The sequence below is a fragment of the Shigella sp. FC1967 genome, assembly GCF_001743005.1.
Classification (GTDB): Bacteria; Pseudomonadota; Gammaproteobacteria; order Enterobacterales; family Enterobacteriaceae; genus Proteus.
Map to the genome: position 1 here is coordinate 1 of NZ_MIIZ01000676.1, position 20,384 is coordinate 20,384.

A 20,384-nucleotide genomic window follows, 5' to 3' on the forward strand; every position below is an offset into this window, starting at 1 on the left:
TTAAAGACTTAAATTTCAAAATTAATAATTATATTTTAACAAAAAAATAAAAGTCGAAAAAGACTAATGCCGCGTCCTATAAAAAACAATTAGAAAAAAATATTAATAAAACATTTACCTTAATTAATGAAGAGCAAATTCAGGAGTGTGCAAAAACTTTACGTCATTCTAGGAATATTTTTATTGTTGCAAGAGGCACGAGCAAAGCAGTAGGGTATTACCTTGAACATCTATTATTTGCATTAGGTCTACATTGCTTTTTTTATTAATGATTATAATTTATCTGATTCGTTTACACGTCTTGTTAATGAAGACGACACGGTGATCTTTATCTCCCTTTCAGGTGGTACTAAGAAAATCATCGAGACAGCAAAGATCGTGCAGTTAAAAGATGCCAACATCATTAGCATGACAGCATTTAATACCAACGAATTAACCACTTATGCAACTCATGCTCTATTTTGTTTTGCTGATAATCATGATACAAAGAAAGATGATACCAAATCTCGCATTGGCTTTTTTATGCTGGTGGATTTACTGATTAATGAGTTGGAAAATTTACTTTAAAAAGAGACAGCGGTATCTATATGGTTTATTCGAATCTCTTTGAAATTATTAAAGCGTGAATAGTATTAATCTATTCTGTTAGATTAATCATGCTTTGTTCTAAAATAGTCTTTCTTTTCAATCAGACTTCCAAACCCTAAAATAAATATTATTTATAGAGTAATTCATTTATTCTCGGTTATTTATTAAATTAGTCATTAATAAATGACCTAAGTCATAAATCATGACCTGAGATAATATTTAAAACCAGTACGTCATTCATTTCTTATAATCCCTAAGATAGAGTACCTCGGTAATTCTTTTATATTCGAGAAGTCATAAGGAAAAAAATATGGCCAGGAAAAAGTTCAGCGAATCTATTCAGCGCTTTGGTAGAACCCTACTTCTACCTATCGGTGTGTTGGCACCTATTGGTATGATCTTAGGGATCAGTGGTGCTTTAGTTCAGTCTTATATGATTGCACGCTTTCCTTTTCTAGGAAATGAAACCGTCAATGCTTTATTAGTGAGTATCCGCTCGATTGCTGGTGTTGTGTTTGACAATATCCCACTCTTATTTGCAATGGGTGTGGCATATGGTATGAGCCACAAAGATAAGGGGATAGCGGTCTTTGCCTCTGTTGTCGGCTATTTAACCTTGATAAGTACTATCAATATCTGGCTGGTATTGACAGGAAAACTTGCTGATCCTGCGGTTATGACGCAGGTAGGGCAAATCAAGGTTCTGGGTATACAAACCATGAATATTAGTGCCGCGGGAGGGATTATCACGGGATTAATTGCTGCATGGGCAACGGATAAATTCTATAATCTTGAATTACCGACGGCATTTGCCTTCTTCTCAGGAAAAAAATCTGTCGCCATTATTATGGTCGGATTAATGATTGGTGTCGGTGCACTACTGCCTTTTATTTGGGAAGTATTAGTCATGGGCTTAACCAAGCTCTCGGCTGTCTTCTTAAGTCCTGTCGGGCCTTTCTTTACCGCGGGTGGTGAACGTCTCTTTATTCCATTTGGTTTACACCACGTCTGGAACGTACTGTTTAGATTTACCGAAGCGGGTGGTTCTTATGTGATTGATGGGCAAACCTATGTAGGTGTTGTGCCTGCAATGACGGAAGTGTTATTTAACCAAGGACCAAGCAGTGAATATTGGACAATGATGCCAAGCCTAACGCGTTTTTATGGCTCAGCAACAGATGCTTGTTACGCTGTTCCTATTCCCAGCGATTGCGTTAGCAATTTACAGAACCTCTAAAAAAGAAAACCGTCCTGAAGTGAAATCGATGTTGGTGACGATGGTCTTAACCGCCATGTTAGGTAACGTCACAGAACCTCTTGAATTTACCTTCGTCTTTATCGCGCCGCTACTTTATTTAATTTACGCGATTATCGTGGGTATTGGCGCAGTTTTACTCTCGTTTGCGGGTGTTGCAATTGGTTATATCCGAGGCACAGTCTTCGACTTCACGATTTTTGGTTTACTGTACGAACATACTAACTGGATCTTCTTAGTATTGATTGGTAGCGCACTGGCTGTTGTGACCTACTTTATTTTCTACTGGGCTATCGTCAAATTTGATATCAAAACGCCGGGTAGAGAAGAATCAAGCAATATGAAAAATACGCTAATCAAAGAAAAACGTTATGGCGAAATTGCCGAGATTTTAATTCAAGCATTAGGCGGTAAACAAAATATTCGTAATGTTGATAACTGTATTACACGATTACGTATTGATATTAGTGAAGTTAATCAAATAGATAAAGAATTAATGTTGGAGTCTGGATGTACAGCATTCTTCTTTCCGGCAGCAAACCATGTCCATGTCGTTTATGGCCCTAAAGTCGAATTTGTTCGCAATGCTGTTGATGAAGCAATGAAGAAATAAAAGGATATATGATGAGAGCGTTATACGATTCTAAAAGTAAAACAATCGACGATCGCGGTATAAAAAATCTGCTGTCCAATGAAGCTAAATATTCAACTTGGTTGATGTTTGAAGCAATGTTAGCGCAAGCACAAGCTGAATACGGTTTTATTCCACAGTCTGCCGCAGATGAAATTAAAGAAAAGGCGATTATTGAGAATATCGATTTTGAAGAGATGAACCGTATTTATCAAAAAATCGGTCATGGCTTTGTGCCTTTCTTAAAAGTGCTGGTGAAGGCATGCTCTGAAGAAAGTGGTAAATATGTGCACTACGGTATTACCACGCAAAATATACAGCAAAGTTCACAGCTGTATATGATGAAAACCGTACACAATAAGTTCATGTTATTGTTGAGTGAGATTATTGAAAACTTATCAAATCTCGCAGAAAAAACAAAACATATGGTCATGGCGGGAAGAACGCACGGTCGTCATGCCATTCCTATCACTTATGGGTATAAAGTTTCCGTGTGGATCAGCGATTTTATTGATTGCTACCAGCGCATGAAAGAATGTGAGAAGCGTGTATTTACCATTATGATGGGAGGCGCAGTAGGTGCTTTTAACTCAATGCCTGAAGTGGGAATGAAAGTACAAAAACGCGTTGCTGAATTAGTGGGTATGCAAGCGATGGAGGTTCCTTCACGTAACCTCAGTACGCATAAATTAGAGTACATGATGAACTTGGCTTTGATGGCAAATATCTGCCATAAAATAGGTGAAGAAGTTTATAGCACGACGTTAGAAGAAATTGCTGAAGTTTCTGAAGGGTTTACAAAAGGCACGGTGGGGAGTAGCACGATGCCTCATAAAATTAACCCCAAACTCGCGAAAGGAATTATTGCTAACTCGCAGAAACTGTACTCATTACCTAATGTGGGGATGTACTCTGCGGTAAGACCTTATGAAGGTGATAGTAGTTCTTATATGTTATTCGATGGCTTAATTGAAGAAGCATTAGAATTAACAACAGAAATTTTATTAAGAACGGAAGAACTTTCAAGAACCATTGTTCCTCATGAAGAGAGAATGCTACATAACGTGATGAGAAATAAGGGTTTAGATAATACCGAATACGTTATGATGAAATGGCAGAAAAATTAGGGAAAGATAAAGCGCATTCACTGTTATATGAAGAAGCGATTAAAACAGCGGCAGATGGTGAAGATTTTTACACTAACCTGATGAAGAATGAAACCATTACCGCGGCGTTTAATGCAGATGAAATTAAGGCAATGCTCGATCCTCGTTCTTATATCGGTTTATCCGTAGAACTTGCTGAAAAGGAAGCAAAACGTGGGTTAGCAGCGGCTCAAGAAATTAAGCAAAGCTATAAATAAAGTCATCAAGTATCCATAAATAATTAAGTCGAGAGCCACTCATTTGAGTGGCTCTTTTTGCTGATGATTAACCAATTAACCCGTGTACTAAAATAATTCCGATACAGATAGGACCAATATAACGCCATACTAATAATAAGCTTTGACGTTTTAATCCCGTGATATTTTCAGGAATAAAGGCATTTGCTCTACGTGACCAACCAAAGATCAAACACATTGCAATGCCAAACAGTGGCATCAAAATATTAGAAGTCAGGTAATCCAACAGATCAAAGACGGTTTTTCCTCCCAGCGTCACATCACTCATAGGTCCGAAAGATAATGAAACGGGAATTCCCATCAACATAATAGAGGCGGTAACGACTAATCCAGCACGACGGCGAGTCCACTGAAAACGCATCTGCACATAAGCAACGATATGCTCAAGTAATGAAATTGCAGAGGTTAATGCTGCCATTAATAACAAGACAAAGAAAGTCACGGCTAAAACATTACCACCAGGTAAATTAGCGAAATAAACGGGCATCGTCATAAAGGTCAAACCAGGGCCAGCATTCGGCTCTAAACCTGCGGCAGATAATGCGGGGAAAATCATTAATCCGGCAAGTACACAGACCATACATGACAAAATAACGACCCACATACTTGAGTTAGCGATACCTTTATTATCCGCTAAATAAGCACTGTAAGTGATGTGAATACCTAAACCAATAGACAGTGAGAAGAAGGCTAATCCTAACGCATCTAATACGCCTTGAGGCGTTAACTTACTGAAATCAGGGTATAAAAATAATTTTAAACCTTCAGAAGAACCAGGCAAGCTGATGCCAACAATAATCAATAAAATCATAATGATAAACAACATTGGCATCATGATTTTGACCGCTTTTTCTAATCCACGTTGTACACCCGCTAAAACGACAAAACAGGTTAATCCAGCAAAGGTAAGGTGAGCCAAAATAGGCCATAAAGGATCACTAATAAAATGAGTAAAAATACCTGTTAATTCAGCGCTATCTGTAATATTCAATTGGCCTGTTGCCGCCATAACGGTATAGCCAATTGTCCAACCACCAACAACACTATAGAAGCTATAAATACACCATGAACTGAATACACCAATAACGCCAATAATGACCCAATTACGTCCCATCATCTTTTTAAATGCGTTAACGGCTTCAGCGTGTGTGCTACTTCCCAAAATATTCTCAGCCAGTAATACAGCAAGTCCGATCACAAAGCTAAATAACAAGAAGACAATTAAAAATGCACCGCCGCCATTATTGGCTGCAACATAAGAAAACTTCCAGATTGCGCCAATGCCGATTGCAGAGCCTGCGGCTGCTAAGATATGGCCGACTCGTGATGTCCATTGTTGGCTCATTTTGCCTCCTGTGTTATCGAATGAGTGGTAGAGGCTATTGCCATCATATAGTGGCTTATTGATAAGACGTTGTAACTCATCATCCTAATGGTGAAACTAGACATCATAGAAACTCCCCTAAAAAACAGTTCCACCAGTAGGGGCACAACAAAAAGCCACCTTACTGGTGGCTTTTGCAAAAAAATGAACGTGCTCAGCCACCTAACGAAGGAGTAGGTTTAGGCTTAATAGTCGGTTATTAGCGTTCATGTTCATCTTTTTGCTCTTTATTGAAATGGATATCATCGCAATGCAATATGAAAGATTGTTTTTCAAAATGCGTATTTGTTATTTATAACATAAATTCAAACTAAAGAAACAAAATTTATTAGAATGGGGTGTTAATTTTTATTCATAAAGGTTTTTCTGATGCCAATAGCTGAAAGTGGTAATAAGTTATGTCTTGCTGTAATGTGAATGAGACAATCAATAAGTAAGCGATTTATATGACTTATCAATGGTGGATTGGGGCATGTAATGAGCTGACTCAAGATAATCTTGATCCTATTTCAAAAACGCCATCTTTACCTTTATTCTATTATTTTCTCTAAAACTTGATTTTAAATCCCACTCAAACCAAAGTATTAGTCATCATTCTATTCTTGGTTTAGGTTTATTTATGGCTTACGAATTTTTGACACAAGCGACCCTGAAAAAGTTAGCAACAGGTGAAACTTGGCAACGACAAATTAATGATGAAAGTATTATTGATGTCAGCTTAAATGCGGGGCAATTAATGATTTGTCAGCCTGAAATTGAAGAAAACTTTATTCCTTTTAGTCAGAAGCTAACGACTTATTGTGAACAGCTTGCACTTAAGTTTCCATTTATTGAATTTACTCAGCCACAAGAATTTTCATTCCACATTATTAACGATTTTTTAATCAAAAAAATGAGCAGTTTAAACGGCAACGTCCCGTATTATTATCGTGGTGTCATGAGATTGCAAAAATCTTTAATCAACTAAAAAGTATTGAAATTTCATTTAATAACGTTGTCCTAACATCCAATGGTAGCCTGATATTAACGGGTATCTCAGAAGAGTTAACACGCTTTAGGCAGCAGATTTATCAGCAGATCCCTATTGAGAGTACACTTCATAAAGATATTATTCATATTACGCTTGGACGATTACGTGAGAATACGCTATCAGTAGATATGAAAAACGCTTTATAAGGCGTTAGAGCAAAACCGATCATCATTAATACATAATGCGATTAATACCCCTATTGTTATTCGACATCCCAAATTTGTGGTAAGCAAAGGTTCACTTTCAACTGAAGTACAGATGGGTTTAACGATGGAATTTAATCAATTATGGCATTTAGATGTTATTAATAGACAATATTAAAGCGTAGTCTTCTTTTTTAAGACTGAAGCGATTATGGCTAATTAGTATATAATCCAACGATTCTTTTTATTCGGATTATATGTTTGACTTATGAATATAAAATATCGTGCTGATGTCGATGGTTTAAGAGCGATCGCTGTTATTTTGGTTATCCTTTTCCATTTGGATAATCGCTTAATTCCTTCAGGATTTATTGGTGTTGATATTTTCTTTGTGATCTCTGGTTTTTTGATCTCGTTGATAATTAAAACGTCATTGTCACAAGGACATTTTTCATTCCGTGATTTTTATAATCGTCGATTATGGCGATTACAGCCACTTTACCTTGTTGTTCTAATTGCAGTTTTAGTGATTTCAGGTATTTTCTATCTCCCGAATGATTATCTTGATATTACAAATAGCGAAAAATATGCCTCAGCCTTTCTCTCTAATAAATACTTTGCGAGAGCGACAACCAGCTATGCAGCACAAGATGCACTCTTTTTACCGTTATTGCACACATGGTCTTTAGCAATAGAGTGGCAATGGTATCTTTTCTTGCCTTTTGTTCTTTATTTTCTGCATAAAATCAATCATAAAAGAAAAAATAAATAATTTTTATCTTGTTGTATTTATTACGATAATTTCTTTTTCTCTGGTGTTTTTTTTATCAAAAAAGATCAACCGAAAAAATTACTACTATTTTAGTACGCGTATCTTTGAATTTATGTTGGGGGCATGTGTTGCTTACTTCCCGACAACGATAAAACTTAATCGAAGAATAAATGACGTTATTAGCTTAATTGCGCTAGGTATTATTATTTGGGTTGCATTCCAAAATGATATTATTGCAGGTTATCCGAATCTTAATACGTTGTATGTTTGTCTTGGTGCTGCATTAATTATTTATACAGGACAGCATGAAAGTATTATTAAAAAACTACTTTCATTGAAGCCAATCGTGATTGTTGGATTATTATCTTACTCGCTCTATTTATGGCATTGGCCATTATTTGCCGTTGCGCGTTATATCGGTGTGTTTAATACAGAACTACAAAAAGGATCACTGTTAGCATTAACCTTATTGCTCTCACTGGTCTCTTATTTTCTTATTGAAAAGCCATTTAGAAGGAAGCGTTTAGCCTTTAAATATTCCATCACACTGTTGTTAATTGTTCCTATTTTATGCGCTTTAGGGCTCAATGCACTAAATGAAAAATATCAAGGTATTGGAGCAAGGCTTGGGCAAAATTACGTTAATTTAGAAGCTAAGTTAAATCAGTTTAATTATCCCAACCGAGCTAAATGTATGAATTTTGAAGCCTCTGATCCCGATAAAATGTGCCATCTTGGTGAAGTAGGAAGCCAGAGAAAAGCATTTTTTATTTGGTGATTCTCATGCAAATCATTATTGGGGCTTTATGGATATATTAGGTAAAGATGCCAAGATAGATGTATATGCACAAGCAACGTCATCGTGTATTACTCTTCCTAATATTTATCTTTATGACTGGTCTAACCATAAAAATACAGTTTATCAACGTTGTTACGATCAAACGGCAAAATATTATCAACTTATCAAGAATAACCACTTTGATTATGTCATATTTGGGCAAGTTTGGAATAACTACGCGTCAAATCATGTCATTAATAAGCTAGGTGATGTGAGAACGGTTGAAGCGTCTCGTAAACGTGTTGAGAATGCGATGCGAGAAGCGCTCGATCTTATTATTGCCACGGGAGCTAAACCCGTTTTTATTAAAACAGTCAATTCTATGCCAAGTGGTTTTATGACCTGTTTTTATGAAAATGCAAAATTAAGAAAAGACTTTAGCCGATAATAACTGTAATACCCAAAACTATAAAGGTGAGGGGAATACATGGATGGATCAGTTATTTGTTAAATTAAAAAAGGATTATCCAACGTTGATTATCATCGATCCTAAAGATGTACAGTGTGATAAAAAATATCTGCTTAACCGATATAGAAGGTGTACCTGTTTATCGTGATGTCGGCCATATTACAGATTATGCTTCAACAATTTTTTGGCATGATGTATCTAGAACGTTTTTGGTAATCCGTTAGTTATAAAAAAACCTTAATGTGACCATTAATCGGTCATCAAAATAAGATAAAAAGTGCGCCGTTAAATTAAGCGCACTTTTTTATTTTTAAATAGATTAATGATCTAGCGAAACAGAATGAACATGTTCAAGCTGTTTTAATGAGCAATAAAATTCAGGCAAGGTAATTTTTTGCCTTACTAACAGTTTTAAATTCACCTCAACGCGCTCTTTTTTTAATATCACGAATAGTCAGGTTTTCAATTACATCTTTATGGCTTTTTTAAATACTCAATTAAAAGAGGAACACCATTTTCATGAGTAAATAACATACGCACTTTAATCTTACCTAAACGTTGATTTTTCATCTGAAATAGCACCACTTGTGGGCTAAGTTGAATAGCCATAAAAAAGAGCACAGTGACAATCATGGCATGCCAATAAAAACCTGAGCCACAAGCAATACCAACACCCGCTGATGCCCATACGATAGCCGCTGTTGTCAGACCTGAAATAGCATCATCACGTCGATGTAATATAACACCAGCCCCCAGAAAACCGACACCACTGATAATTTGTGCCGCTAATCTCATGGGATCGCTACGAATATTATCGGAGATATTGGCGTAATATTCCGCAGATTGAATAGAAACGATAGTTAATAAACAACTGGCAACAGCAATAATGACACAGGTTTTAAAACCGACAGGTTTTCCCTTTGATTCACGCTCTAAGCCAATAAGGCCACCCAAAATAAAGGCGGCCAGTAATTTAGCAATGCTTGATAGTGATAAAGGGCCAATGCTGTCAACAAACTGAATTAATGCGTCCATGGTTTGATCCTAACGTTGGCCTATTATTTTAATACTAAGCGGTTGCTGTACTTTCTGGTGCTTTCTTATCTTCGTTATTTTTCTTTTTACTTACATCATCTTTAAAGAAGAAGATAAAGAACAAGGTTACGACGGCAGCAACGACGGCTGGATATATCCAGAATGTTGACCACTGCGGTAATGCAGCATCGCCTGTTTCTGTTATGGTTGAATTAAAGATTTGACCACAAATAGTGGAAGCAAATAATAAGCCGAAACCATTAGAGACAATAAAGCGTAGGCCTTGTGCTTGAGCACGAATTTCCGGTTTGGCTTTTCGGTCAACATAGATATCACCAGCAGTAAAGAAGAAGTCCCAACATAATCCCTGTAACATTAATCCGATAACGATAAAGTAAAACTCTGTATTTACCGCTGCATAAGAGAAGAATATTGAGCGAATGATCCAACTAACAGCCCCTAAAAGTAATGTGATTTTGAAGCCAAATTTCATTAAGAAGAATGACAATACGAACATAAACAGAACTTCACAGGCTATACCTATTTGCATAATAGATGCCGCGTTATTAAAACCTAATGCTTTAATAAAAACGGGAATATAAGCGGAGTAAGCTGTTTTTGGGATCATTAAAATAAAGATACTAAACATTAAGATAGCAAAATAACGATCTTTAAATAATGAAAGTGCATCTAAACATAAAATATCGCGAGCAGAGAATGGCTTACCTTTCGCTTTAGGTGGCGTATTAGGTAAAGTAAAGCAGTAGAAACCAAGTAAAACACCCACAGCAGAAGCGATATACCAAGTCATCGTACTGCCAGAGAAGCCCATTTCACCTAATATAAATCCGATAGCCATAAAACCGAATGTACCGAATACACGAATAATAGGGAAATATTTCACGCCATTAATATGAGAGAAACTAATACTATTTGACAGCGCAGTTGTTGGATAAAACAATAATCCAATAATAAATATTAAGAATAAAGTCATACCACTGTTTTGTGCTTCAATAAATTGAGGAACACAAAGAATGACGGCGGCATTAATTAAATGAAGGATGCCCATGACTTTTTTGTGAAGCAAAAAAACGATCTGCTACCATACCAATAAATAATGGGGAGATAATGGTTGCGACGCCTAATAAAGCGTAGGCATTACCAATAATGCTTGCCATGCCATAGCTACTTAATACTAGCCCCATGGTCATATTCCATGCACCTTGCATGAAATATTGCACAAACATCATAATCAGTAAGCGAGAGGTTATTTTCATATCCATCGTCGTTCTCCTCTTAATTTATTTCTAAGGTTAATCCGTCGTAGGCAACGCGGATATTGTGAGGAGCACAAACAGCTTCTAATTCGTGGTGAAGCAATTTACCACTGTGTGAAATATGTGAAACGGCAATTTGTGTATCTTGATGTAAACAACCTTGCTGTTGCAGTTTTTCTTTTGCTGCAAATACGGTTTCTAGGCTCATATGGTTATCAGTACGATCTTTACCATTGAGTCCATAAGTACATTCAAACACAACGATATCAATTGGTTTGTTTTCTAACCATTTCCACGTTAATTCAGGGAACCAACCTGAATCATGGCCATAGAAAATAACCTTGCCATCTTTCTCAATATGATAAACATAGCAAAGCTCCCATTTCGCATGATTAGCGAGTAATGGTGTAATTTTATAACCGTTTCTTTCGACAGTAACAAAAGGAATTAAGCAGTGAAAAGCGAAACGCTCTTTGCTGTAACCGGGTAAAACTTCGATACAACCATTAATTGCACGATCATTACCAAAAATGTGAAGAGGATGATGAATTTCAAAGCCATAACCTTCCATTCGGCTAAATAGATCGCCAACATTGAAATGATCGGGATGAGTATGGGTGAATAGTAGGTTTTCAAAATGGGTAGCATCCCTGCCATCACGCATTAACTGATAACTAAATGTAGGCGATACGTCGATTAACATAATGTCATCGACAATGGCTGAAGAGTGAGTTCTGATATCTTTCCCACCAAGTTCTCTTGCTTTCAGACAGTGTTCACAACGGCAGAAGGGATTCGGTATACCTTCTGAGGCAGCCGTCCCTAAAAAATGAAGTTTCATAAGTAATCCCCTTATCCTATTGTTTTATTATGATTTTATTGAATGTCTGGTGTTGGTTATCTATAAGGTATAGATAAATTTGAACGTTCCAATAATAAAATGCGGGAGATTGTTTGCCAATAAATGAAGATCAGATCAGTGATCTTATTCAAATTAAATTTATAATCCTATTGATTATTAACGAGATAATTTTTAATTGATATTGATAATCATTTATTTGAGATAAATGACAATTGTTTGTTTTTAAAACAAATCAAGAATGGAACGTTCAAATTAATTAGCAGTAGTCGCGATAAATAATTCAGGTATGCTAGTAAAAGCAGAAATTGAGATGGAAAAAGGTCAATGGCAACGATTAAAGATATTGCAAAACTAGCAGGTGTCTCTCATGGAACAGTTTCTAACGTATTGAATAAACGTGGAAATGTAAGTGTTGAGAAAATTGAAGCAGTGCATCAAGCCGCTAAACAAATGGGCTATCAATTAAATACACAAGCTCAACTGCTAAGAACCAATAAAAGCCATAAAATTGCGATACTTTTACCTCAATTGGTTTCTGAAAAATATGCCGTTTTCTTTAATTCGTTAAGGCAGTCTATTGCCCACTTTCCTGAAGTTACCTACGATCTTTTTTTAACAGATGATCTGGAAACCACAGAATTAGAGGTATTACAGAAAATTGCGGCGGGTGGCTATAAACAAGTGATCACGGTTAGCTGCCTTAAAGATGCGAATACTTATTTTGACACGTTAAAATTAGCGCCTTCTCAAGTTGCATTTGTGTATCGCCAGCCATTGAATGCTCAACGATCGTTCACACTCGATTTTGCTCAAGCAGCAGAAGCTATTTGCCAGCAGGTTGCAAAAACGACAGGCAAACTAGTGGGTATTTTTATCGGGAGTAGCCATTATTTAAATAATCACAATTTTGCTAATGAATTACAAAATAGACTTGTAGAATATGCACCCGATAAAAAGCATGTGATGCTTTGTGCATCTGATGAAGAGAGTTATAAAATTGCGTTTGATTTCTTTTCTCTGGAGCAAATCCCTGACATCTTTATAGCTCAAGATATAGAGAAAGCGCATTATTTAACACAAGCGAGTTATTTTGGTAGTCATCATGATTGCCCACCTATTTTTGCATTGAGCGACAATATTCCACCTGTATTAAAAGGGTTGTATTACTTTCCAATGAATTACGCTCAGCTTGGATTAGAAGTGATGGATGCATTAATGCAGGTAGAAGATGACAATGAACTCACTGAAATTAATGTGACTTGCGTGCGTAATCAAAGTGACCATCTTTATACTTTTACACCCGCAGTGATCAGTGAGAATAAAGCAGAGATAAGTCTTAACTTACTTATTTTACCTAGCCCTTCAACAAGTGCATTAAAAAAGCTACTGCCTCATTTTTATCGTCAAACAGGGATTAAAGTTAATTTGGCGATACATCCTTACGATGAAATTTATCAAATTTTAAGTCAGTTACATTTGCATCCCTATTATGATTTATTGCGTATTGATATGGCCTGTTTTCCTTGGTTTGCGGAAAGAATATTACAGCCATTAGATAAGATCGGTAATGGCCTAACGGACTTATTAAATAATTTTTCATCGCCGACACAGCAAAAATTTAGTTTAGTCAATAATGTTGCTTATGCCATGCCTTTTGATGCCAGTGCGCAACTCTTATTTTATCGAAAAGACGTATTTGAAGATCCTATTCTAAAAAGAATGTATTACGAAAAAACAGGTAATGAGTTAACTGTACCGACAACATTTGAAGAATACGATAATGTGACGCAGTTTTTTTACTGAACAACATGACGAAGGGCAATTAAATTGCCCTATGGGGGCTTCAACAACATTGGGTAGTGCAGGGCTGATTGCAACAGAGTATCTATTACGTTATTACGCCAAAGGAGGGTGTTTAATAGGAAGTCATAATATTCCTAGACTAGAAATGCCTTTAGCAGGTGAAATATTAGAAGAATATTTAAAACAGTTGTCGATCACTGAAAATATTCATAATAAGTGGTGGAGTGGATCCGTTAGACAATTTGAGCAAGGGCATCTAGCTATGCTGATCGCTTATATGAATCTATTTAATGATGTCGCTCATAGCAATATTTTACCGAAAACAGGTTTTGCACCTGTACCCGGAGGTATTCCACAATTAGGGGGTGGCGTATTAGGGGTTTCACGTTATAGCCAAAAATCACAATATGCAGAGCAGTTTTATCGTTGGCTTTATTCCCCAATGGTGATAGATCACCTTATTTTATTAGGTGGAAACAGCAATCATCAAAATTTCAGTCATAACCAAGAAATTAGCCATCGCTACCCATGGATGACATTGGCTTATCAAGAAATTAATAAGGGAATACGAGAATCATCAGTACCAAATGGTAAATTATTTAATTTACGTCAAGCAGAAATAATTATCGGACAAGGTATTACTAATGTTATTAATAATATTATGACGATAGACGAGACTATAGAATATATAAATCAGCGTTTGTTGATTGATACGCAAGGTGAACGGTGAGTTCAGTTAGATCACAAAGATTTGAGATTAAAAGAGCATACTCTTCATCGAGCAATTGTTCTAACAAGAGCTGGATGACTCGTTAGCCATTTTGCTTTAGGGGCTGAAAATCCAGTTTATTCAGGAGCTCAAATATTATCTTCTGAAGGCAAAAGTTTAAAAGAAGTAACGAATGATTTTCAGCGAGACTTAATGAAACAAGCATTGATACATAATAACCAAAATTGGGTAGCAACTGCGTGAGAATTATCACTTGATCCGGCTAACCTACGCCGTTTAACAAAACGCTTAAGATTAAAATCATAATCATTAAAAAAGGTAATTTGGGTGCGTGGTCCAAATTACCTTAAATAATTATGTTAGGATGATAAGTTATTAATAAATTTCTATTTTCTGAATGCGTTCACCGTGATGGTTACCAGTTCTGTTAACGTGCTATAAAATTGGCTATACCCACTCATTTTTAATTTATTTAAATAGTGAGGTAGCCAAGTGGTCAAATGAAGGGATAATAGTTCATTAACCGCTTCTTCTCTTTTTTCCGAAGCCAATACTGCCGCTTGAAATAACATCAAACCGATATGATCAATCGGCTCTGGAAAAGGTGTGTTTACTTTTAAACGTTCCCGTTTTAAAAATTCACTCAGTGCAAGAGTCGAATCCCCTTGTAATAAACCTTCAGGATCTAAATAGACCGAACCCCAAGGAGGAGCGGGCAACGCATTAGGACCAACAAAAAGATTTTGCCATTGGATTTTTAATTGCTCTGTCTCGATAGAAACAGAATTAATTAAACGTTCACACAGACAGCTTTCAATTTTACAAGGCCACTGCGCTGCAAAATCCCCGGTTTTAAAAAAGTTGAGTGCAGTTTTATTGGTGTCATCATCAGGTGGGAATAAATAACAAATTCCCAATAAATTAAATGCAGCTGCATAATAAGAGAGTCTGCTCATAATTTTTGATACTTCCTTACACAAACCCCAATTAATGAGGTTTGTTTTTTTTATTATTTAAACGATTTGCTCAATGACAATTAGTGAATTGAGTAGAAAACATAGCGCAACATAAAGTCAGCGATAATGGCGATCACACAGCCAAACACAAAGATAGACTCAGTTGATTTATCTTGATTTTTAGGGGCTAGGAATTTCACTAAACTATAGCCACAAGCCAATACTGCAAAGGTTGCTAAGATCCAGCATATCGTCCGTAACGAACCAATGGAGTAATAGACTTGAATAGGTGATAACGGAAATGTCACCGATTTTTGGCTATAGAGCGTGCTAGTTAAATATTGCTCATAAAAAGGTTGATACAGTAATCGACCTATTAAGCTAAATGCCATTATTCCCCATAACTGCCATTTCCAGCGCATTGGGAAAGAGGTTTGTGGTATTTCAATACCTAACTTATTTCCAATACGTTGTAATACTTTGATAAGTAAAAAGAAAATAGCTGAACCTAGTGTTAGCATTGCCCCGAAGAACATCACGTAAGTGTTTGGATCCATCCATGTCAAAATGGAAGTATGGCGATAAATCGATGCCATGCAGTAAATATCAAATAACCCAATCAGAATGCTGGTACTCAATAACAACATTGAGAGTTTGCGAGTACGCCAGAGCCATAAAAAGGTTAAGCCTAAACAGCCAACGAAAATAGCCGTGACGGCAACTTCACGACTGAGCCAAGCAGAAAAAACATTTCTAATCGCATTAGGGGCATTTAAGGGCACACCTAAGTGAGTGATTGAGGCAATAGAACCTAGACCCGCCAATCCGCAAATAACGAATAAGGTCAATAGCATAAAGCGATAATAGCTTTCTGCATTAAGATAATGAGAAAGGCGACACGCAAAAAAACCTGTTGTTAGTGCAAGACCGATGGTCGCATTCATCATGAATGTGAAGATTAATAATGACCATTCATTCATTTTCTTTCTCCCTTATTATTAATTCCGTCATTATTTGCACCCTGATGTGGGTTAATAACAAGGTTGGGATGTGTTATTTCAGGGGAAGGTAAACCCGTGACATAATCTAAATCGCCATAGCGTTCACGTAGTTCATCAATAGGACCAAATTGGATTGCGCCTAGCGGGCAAGTGGCGACACAAACGGGTTGTTCACCTTTTTGCTGTAAATCAATACAAAAGTCGCATTTTGACATCTGTTTAGTTTCTGGGTTCATCTGTGGCGCGCCATAAGGGCAAGACCATGCACAAGCACCACAACCGACACATTTGTCTGTATCGACCATGACAATACCGTCTCCTTCACGCTTATGCATTGCTGTCGTTGGGCAGTTTTTAACGCAAATCGGATCGTCACAATGGTTGCAAGAAATAGATAACGTGTAAGCAAAGACATTATTGACCAGCGCGCCTTTAGAATTACGGGTATAACCCCCACCAGTGATTTCATAGACACGACGAAATTTGCGTCCGACATCAAGGTTGTTTTTATCTTTACAAGCTACCTGACACGCTTTACAACCTGAGCAGCGAGCACTGTCGATATAAAATCCTAACTGTTTGTTGCTCACGGCAGGATAAACGATAAATTTACTCATACTTTTGCTACCTCGACCAATAATGTTTGGTGAGCATTGCCATGTGCCATTGCGGTGCTACGGGATGATGTTAATACGTTGGCACATCCACCTTGATCTATGCCTTTTGCATCAGGTTGCCACCAAGCACCGGCTTGCAAGGCGACGACACCAGGCATAATTCGTTGTGTTAATTTGACGGGAACCATCGTGATCCCACGATCGTTATACACTTTGACTTTCTCGCCTTCTTTGATGTTTCTATCTTGGGCATCTAACGGGTTTAACCAGAGTTCTTGGCGTTGCACTTCTTGCAACCAAGGGTTGGCAAATTGTGTTGAATTTGCGCGGTTACGTCCTTTCCATGTGATAAGTTGTAATGGGTATTTATCCGTTAACGTATCTTCAGGGCCCTCAATAGCGGGTACATAATGAGAGAGTGCAGGAATATCGACATTATTCATGTCATATAAGCGCTTAGAGAAAATCTCAATTTTGCCTGATGGTGTTGGGAATGGATTATTCTCGATATCTTGGATATTTTTCTCAAACGCGACATTTTGAGTATGCGGGCGATGTTTTAATAGATGACGACGTTTCACCAATAGCTCTTTAAAGGTTGGAATACCGTCTTCAGGACGTTTGACACTTGCGTCATCGACTAAATATTCAATCCAATCACGATCCGTCTCTTTACCTTCGCTAAATTGTTCACCTACCCCTAATTTATCGGCAACTTCACGTAACCAATCATAGTCAGTGCGACGCTCAAATTCAGGCTCAATTACTTTTTCAGAAAGAATAATATAGTCGCCATAACTCCATGTACCACCGATGTTCCAGCGTTCTAAGAAGCTGGTTTCTGGCAGTAAGATATCGGCATATTTTGCGCTGGGTGTCAGATAGAGATCACTACAAACAATAAATTCTACTTTTGATTCATCTTCAAGTACTTTTGCGGCATGAAGGATATCGGTATTTTGGTTTGTCATGTAGTTACCTGCCATTGAGAAAATCATCTTGATTTCAGTATCAAGTTTCTCTGCATTCAGTAACCCATTTTGCGGTGTGACTAAATTTCTATCTTCGCACGCTTGTACCCAGTTGGTGATATTGATTTTTGCTTTTACTGGGTTGGTTAATAGACTTGGCCCCGCAATGGTCTTACGTAGTTCGGAGTTTAATGCCATACCATAACCCGCAGCCCAACCGCCACGAACACCTACATTACCGGTAATAGTCGCAAGTAATGTTGCACCACGCGCCGTCCGTTCACCACAAATATGGCGCTGAGGCCCCCAGCCTTGCATTAATGCTGCTGGTTTTGTCGATGCGTATTCACGAGCTAATTGTTTAATAGTATCTGCTGGTACTTTAGTGATGGTTTCAGCCCATTCAGGGGTTTTCTTAATGCCATCTTTTTTACCCATTAAATAGGCAACTAAAGACTCATTTTCACCCACGCCTTCTGGCATTTGGTGTTCATCAAAGCCAATCGTGTATTTATCGATAAATGCTTGATCATGAAGGTTTTCACTTACGATGACATACATCATCGCATCCATCATGGCATTATCTGTTGTTGGCAGTAAAGGGATCCACTGATCCGCTAAAGAAGAGGCGGTATCAGAATAACGTGGGTCAACGACAATAAATTTAGTGCCGTTTTTCTTCATTTTCTGGAAGAAATGGTTTGAATGACCAAAAATAGTTTCATTAGGGTTATGACCCCATAAAATCACAAGAGGGGTATTTTCTAACGTATCGAGTGTACTACCACTGGCTGCGGTGCCGTAAGTATAAGGGGTGACTGCAAGCGTATTGCCGTTACTGACAGAGTGATAATTTTCCAGAAAACCACCCGTGAGATTAAATAGGCGACGTAACATATTCGCACCTGAGAAAATACCACCAGTCACACCGGTACTTAAGCTGACAAAGCGAGAGGCTGGACCATATTGCTGGTTAATGCGTTGCATATTTTGCGCAATAAGTGTGGTTGCTTCTTCCCAAGTAATGCGCTCAAATTTTCCTTCTCCCCGTTTCCCAACGCGTTTCATTGGGTATTTTAAACGGTCTGGATGATAAACAAATTTACGATAACCACGGCCTCGTACACAGGCACGCATAATTGGCATCTCTTCATCTAAATCAGCATCTGGACGTGTACTAATACGGGTAACTTTGCCATCTTTTACATGGGCACGGATGTCACATTTACCGCCACAGTCAAAGCTACTACACGTTGAAACAACACGCTCACTATCTTCGGTTGTTATTGATTTTACTGGGATAGCGTTATCTGATGTCGCCGCAAAAGTGTTTGAAGCGAGAAATGGAAGGGTAACTAATGCTGAGCTCGCTTGAATAAAGTGGCGGCGGCTAACATCGTTGAGAATACTCTTTGTATCACTATCGTGATCGGACTGATTGCTCATAATGAACTCTACCTTAAACATAATAGGCGGATCCCGATATACCCGATACTTGATATAAAGAATGTGCGTGATTTTTCTAGACTATGAATAAAGGGAATGTCTGGTATCCGCTGCATTATTATTGAATGCATAGATAATTGCAGAATGCGCGAAATAACCTCTGCGAGAGGGATAGTAGTTGATTAATCTTTTGCCAACATTCTAAAACCAGACAATGACATTTGAATTTCAGCCTATTTACGAGGGGTGTTAAAAAGTGCGTTTTTTGATTGTTAATAAAGTTTGTTAAATAGATATCAAGAAGGTTGAAATTTCACATAAGGCACTTACGTTATCTATTTAGATATATATCGATTTTAATCATAGGGCTCATTATTTGCCAGTGTGTAGTGTGCGTGAGAACTGTTATATTAAAAGAATGAAAATAAAAAGAGAGTGGCTTAATTGTGAGAAATGTACCTTTAAAAAGCGTTGATTCACTTGACCGAGATGTTATTGCGCTGGGTACAGATTATTTGCCCAATACTTTGTTAGAAACGCATCAACATCGCCGAGCTCAATTTTTATATCCTGCCACCGGTTTAATTGAAGTGAGTACCAATGATGGTGAGTGGGTTATCCCACCGTCTTGTGGTGTGTGGATCCCGCCAGAAACTGGGCATGAAACGCGTATGCTAGATGTGAGCACTCGTAGCCTATATATTGAACCTTCTGCAGCACCGCGTCATAGTAAACAATGTGAGGTTGTCAGTGTTTCTCCTCTTTTTCGTCAACTCTTGCTTGATGCTGTAGATGTGCCCGCAGAATATGATAAAAAAGGTCGGGATGGTCTGTTAATGCAGTTAATCTTATGTGAGTTAGCGAAAGCAAAACCGTTACCGTTTTTTGCGCCAATTCCACAAGACGGTAAATTAGCTCAACTATGTCGTGATTTTATTCGTAATCCTAAAATAGATTCTTTACCACAACAGTGGGCAGATAAATTACATAAAAGTGAGCGTTCTTTTAGTCGTTTTTTCCGCCAACAAACAGGAATGTCATTTTCACAATGGCGACAACAGGTCTGTTTATTGAATTCATTAACACAAATATTATCAGGCCGCGGGATCACTGAAATTGCTTTTGATTTGGGTTATAACAGTGCCGGCTCTTTCATCAACGATGTTTAAAAAGCAGATGGGACAATCGCCTTCTCATTTTAGTCTGGATGGATTAAATATAGATTGTTTTTAAT

General features: G+C 37.5%; 10 protein-coding genes and 8 pseudogenes. 10 read left to right on the forward strand and 8 right to left on the reverse strand.

Going from position 1 to position 20,384, the window contains the following annotated elements; genetic code table 11:
* The 3 pseudogenes from BHE89_RS26970 to BHE89_RS09470 all read left to right on the forward strand — a co-directional run.
* Positions 1 to 567 (forward strand): annotated as a pseudogene (locus tag BHE89_RS26970) (MurR/RpiR family transcriptional regulator); the annotation flags it as partial.
* A gap of 331 nt (positions 568 to 898) precedes the next feature.
* A pseudogene (locus BHE89_RS26975) lies at positions 899 to 2,456 on the forward strand (PTS transporter subunit EIIC).
* Between the two features lie 11 nt (positions 2,457 to 2,467).
* Positions 2,468 to 3,837, forward strand: a pseudogene (locus tag BHE89_RS09470) (class-II fumarase/aspartase family protein).
* A gap of 67 nt (positions 3,838 to 3,904) precedes the next feature.
* Here the strand turns inward: BHE89_RS09470 and BHE89_RS09475 are convergent.
* Positions 3,905 to 5,221 (reverse strand): sodium-dependent transporter, encoded by a 1,317-nt coding sequence (locus tag BHE89_RS09475; RefSeq protein WP_069369470.1) that lies wholly within the window; start codon positions 5,219 to 5,221, stop codon positions 3,905 to 3,907.
* Between the two features lie 476 nt (positions 5,222 to 5,697).
* On the opposite strand from BHE89_RS09475, the pseudogene BHE89_RS25445 reads away from it, so the two are divergent.
* The 5 genes and pseudogenes from BHE89_RS25445 to BHE89_RS25465 form a co-directional block, all read left to right on the forward strand.
* A pseudogene (locus BHE89_RS25445) lies at positions 5,698 to 5,781 on the forward strand (molybdopterin dinucleotide binding domain-containing protein); the annotation flags it as partial.
* 98 nt (positions 5,782 to 5,879) lie between these two features.
* Positions 5,880 to 6,227, forward strand: coding sequence for a hypothetical protein (locus BHE89_RS25450; protein WP_286146027.1), 348 nt, complete (start codon positions 5,880 to 5,882; stop codon positions 6,225 to 6,227).
* Between the two features lie 474 nt (positions 6,228 to 6,701).
* The gene (locus BHE89_RS25455) at positions 6,702 to 7,205 is read left to right on the forward strand and encodes an acyltransferase family protein (protein ID WP_286146028.1); all 504 of its coding nucleotides are present in this window, start codon (positions 6,702 to 6,704) and stop codon (positions 7,203 to 7,205) included.
* A gap of 112 nt (positions 7,206 to 7,317) precedes the next feature.
* Positions 7,318 to 7,983, forward strand: a complete 666-nt coding sequence (locus BHE89_RS25460) for an acyltransferase family protein (protein ID WP_286146029.1) — start codon at positions 7,318 to 7,320, stop codon at positions 7,981 to 7,983.
* 28 nt (positions 7,984 to 8,011) lie between these two features.
* On the forward strand, positions 8,012 to 8,431 hold the full coding sequence (locus BHE89_RS25465; RefSeq protein WP_286146030.1) for an SGNH hydrolase domain-containing protein: 420 nt from the start codon (positions 8,012 to 8,014) through the stop codon (positions 8,429 to 8,431).
* A gap of 340 nt (positions 8,432 to 8,771) precedes the next feature.
* Here BHE89_RS25465 and BHE89_RS09490 read toward each other — a convergent pair.
* The 3 genes and pseudogenes from BHE89_RS09490 to BHE89_RS09500 all read right to left on the reverse strand — a co-directional run bounded on the left by BHE89_RS09490 (position 8,772) and on the right by BHE89_RS09500 (position 11,605).
* Positions 8,772 to 9,487 (reverse strand): annotated as a pseudogene (locus tag BHE89_RS09490) (MgtC/SapB family protein).
* A 34-nt stretch (positions 9,488 to 9,521) separates the two neighbouring features.
* Positions 9,522 to 10,770: pseudogene (locus BHE89_RS09495) on the reverse strand (MFS transporter).
* 13 nt (positions 10,771 to 10,783) lie between these two features.
* Entirely contained in the window at positions 10,784 to 11,605 is an 822-nt protein-coding gene (locus BHE89_RS09500) for an MBL fold metallo-hydrolase (protein ID WP_069369474.1), read from the reverse strand.
* A 345-nt stretch (positions 11,606 to 11,950) separates the two neighbouring features.
* On the opposite strand from BHE89_RS09500, the pseudogene BHE89_RS09505 reads away from it, so the two are divergent.
* Positions 11,951 to 14,159 (forward strand): annotated as a pseudogene (locus BHE89_RS09505) (extracellular solute-binding protein).
* 386 nt (positions 14,160 to 14,545) lie between these two features.
* Here BHE89_RS09505 and BHE89_RS09510 read toward each other — a convergent pair.
* From BHE89_RS09510 to BHE89_RS09525, 4 genes are all read right to left on the reverse strand, one after another.
* Positions 14,546 to 15,115 (reverse strand): molecular chaperone TorD family protein, encoded by a 570-nt coding sequence (locus BHE89_RS09510; protein WP_069369476.1) that lies wholly within the window; start codon positions 15,113 to 15,115, stop codon positions 14,546 to 14,548.
* 80 nt (positions 15,116 to 15,195) lie between these two features.
* A complete protein-coding gene (locus BHE89_RS09515; RefSeq protein WP_069369477.1) occupies positions 15,196 to 16,095 on the reverse strand; it encodes a dimethyl sulfoxide reductase anchor subunit family protein in 900 nt (299 codons plus the stop codon).
* Positions 16,092 to 16,733: a DMSO/selenate family reductase complex B subunit gene (locus BHE89_RS09520; RefSeq protein ID WP_069369478.1), complete on the reverse strand. Its 642-nt coding sequence runs from the start codon at positions 16,731 to 16,733 to the stop codon at positions 16,092 to 16,094. Before BHE89_RS09520 ends, BHE89_RS09515 begins: the two co-directional genes overlap by 4 nt.
* Positions 16,730 to 19,150 (reverse strand): DMSO/selenate family reductase complex A subunit, encoded by a 2,421-nt coding sequence (locus BHE89_RS09525; protein ID WP_069369479.1) that lies wholly within the window; start codon positions 19,148 to 19,150, stop codon positions 16,730 to 16,732. The genes BHE89_RS09520 and BHE89_RS09525 overlap by 4 nt, the downstream gene beginning before the upstream one ends.
* 446 nt (positions 19,151 to 19,596) lie before the next feature.
* On the opposite strand from BHE89_RS09525, the pseudogene BHE89_RS09530 reads away from it, so the two are divergent.
* Positions 19,597 to 20,383, forward strand: a pseudogene (locus BHE89_RS09530) (AraC family transcriptional regulator).
* Position 20,384: the final 1 nt, after the last annotated feature.

What these genes read in the sequence shown, in the direction of transcription:
- BHE89_RS09510 (WP_069369476.1), bottom strand. Translation starts at nt 15,115, where the DNA reads ATGAGCAGACTCTCTTATTATGCAGCTGCATTTAATTTATTGGGAATT.
- BHE89_RS25450 (WP_286146027.1), top strand. Translation starts at nt 5,880, where the DNA reads ATGGCTTACGAATTTTTGACACAAGCGACCCTGAAAAAGTTAGCAACA.
- BHE89_RS09525 (WP_069369479.1), bottom strand. Translation starts at nt 19,150, where the DNA reads ATGAGCAATCAGTCCGATCACGATAGTGATACAAAGAGTATTCTCAAC.
- BHE89_RS09500 (WP_069369474.1), bottom strand. Translation starts at nt 11,605, where the DNA reads ATGAAACTTCATTTTTTAGGGACGGCTGCCTCAGAAGGTATACCGAAT.
- BHE89_RS09515 (WP_069369477.1), bottom strand. Translation starts at nt 16,095, where the DNA reads ATGAATGAATGGTCATTATTAATCTTCACATTCATGATGAATGCGACC.
- BHE89_RS25460 (WP_286146029.1), top strand. Translation starts at nt 7,318, where the DNA reads ATGTTGGGGGCATGTGTTGCTTACTTCCCGACAACGATAAAACTTAAT.
- BHE89_RS25465 (WP_286146030.1), top strand. Translation starts at nt 8,012, where the DNA reads ATGGATATATTAGGTAAAGATGCCAAGATAGATGTATATGCACAAGCA.
- BHE89_RS09475 (WP_069369470.1), bottom strand. Translation starts at nt 5,221, where the DNA reads ATGAGCCAACAATGGACATCACGAGTCGGCCATATCTTAGCAGCCGCA.
- BHE89_RS09520 (WP_069369478.1), bottom strand. Translation starts at nt 16,733, where the DNA reads ATGAGTAAATTTATCGTTTATCCTGCCGTGAGCAACAAACAGTTAGGA.
- BHE89_RS25455 (WP_286146028.1), top strand. Translation starts at nt 6,702, where the DNA reads ATGAATATAAAATATCGTGCTGATGTCGATGGTTTAAGAGCGATCGCT.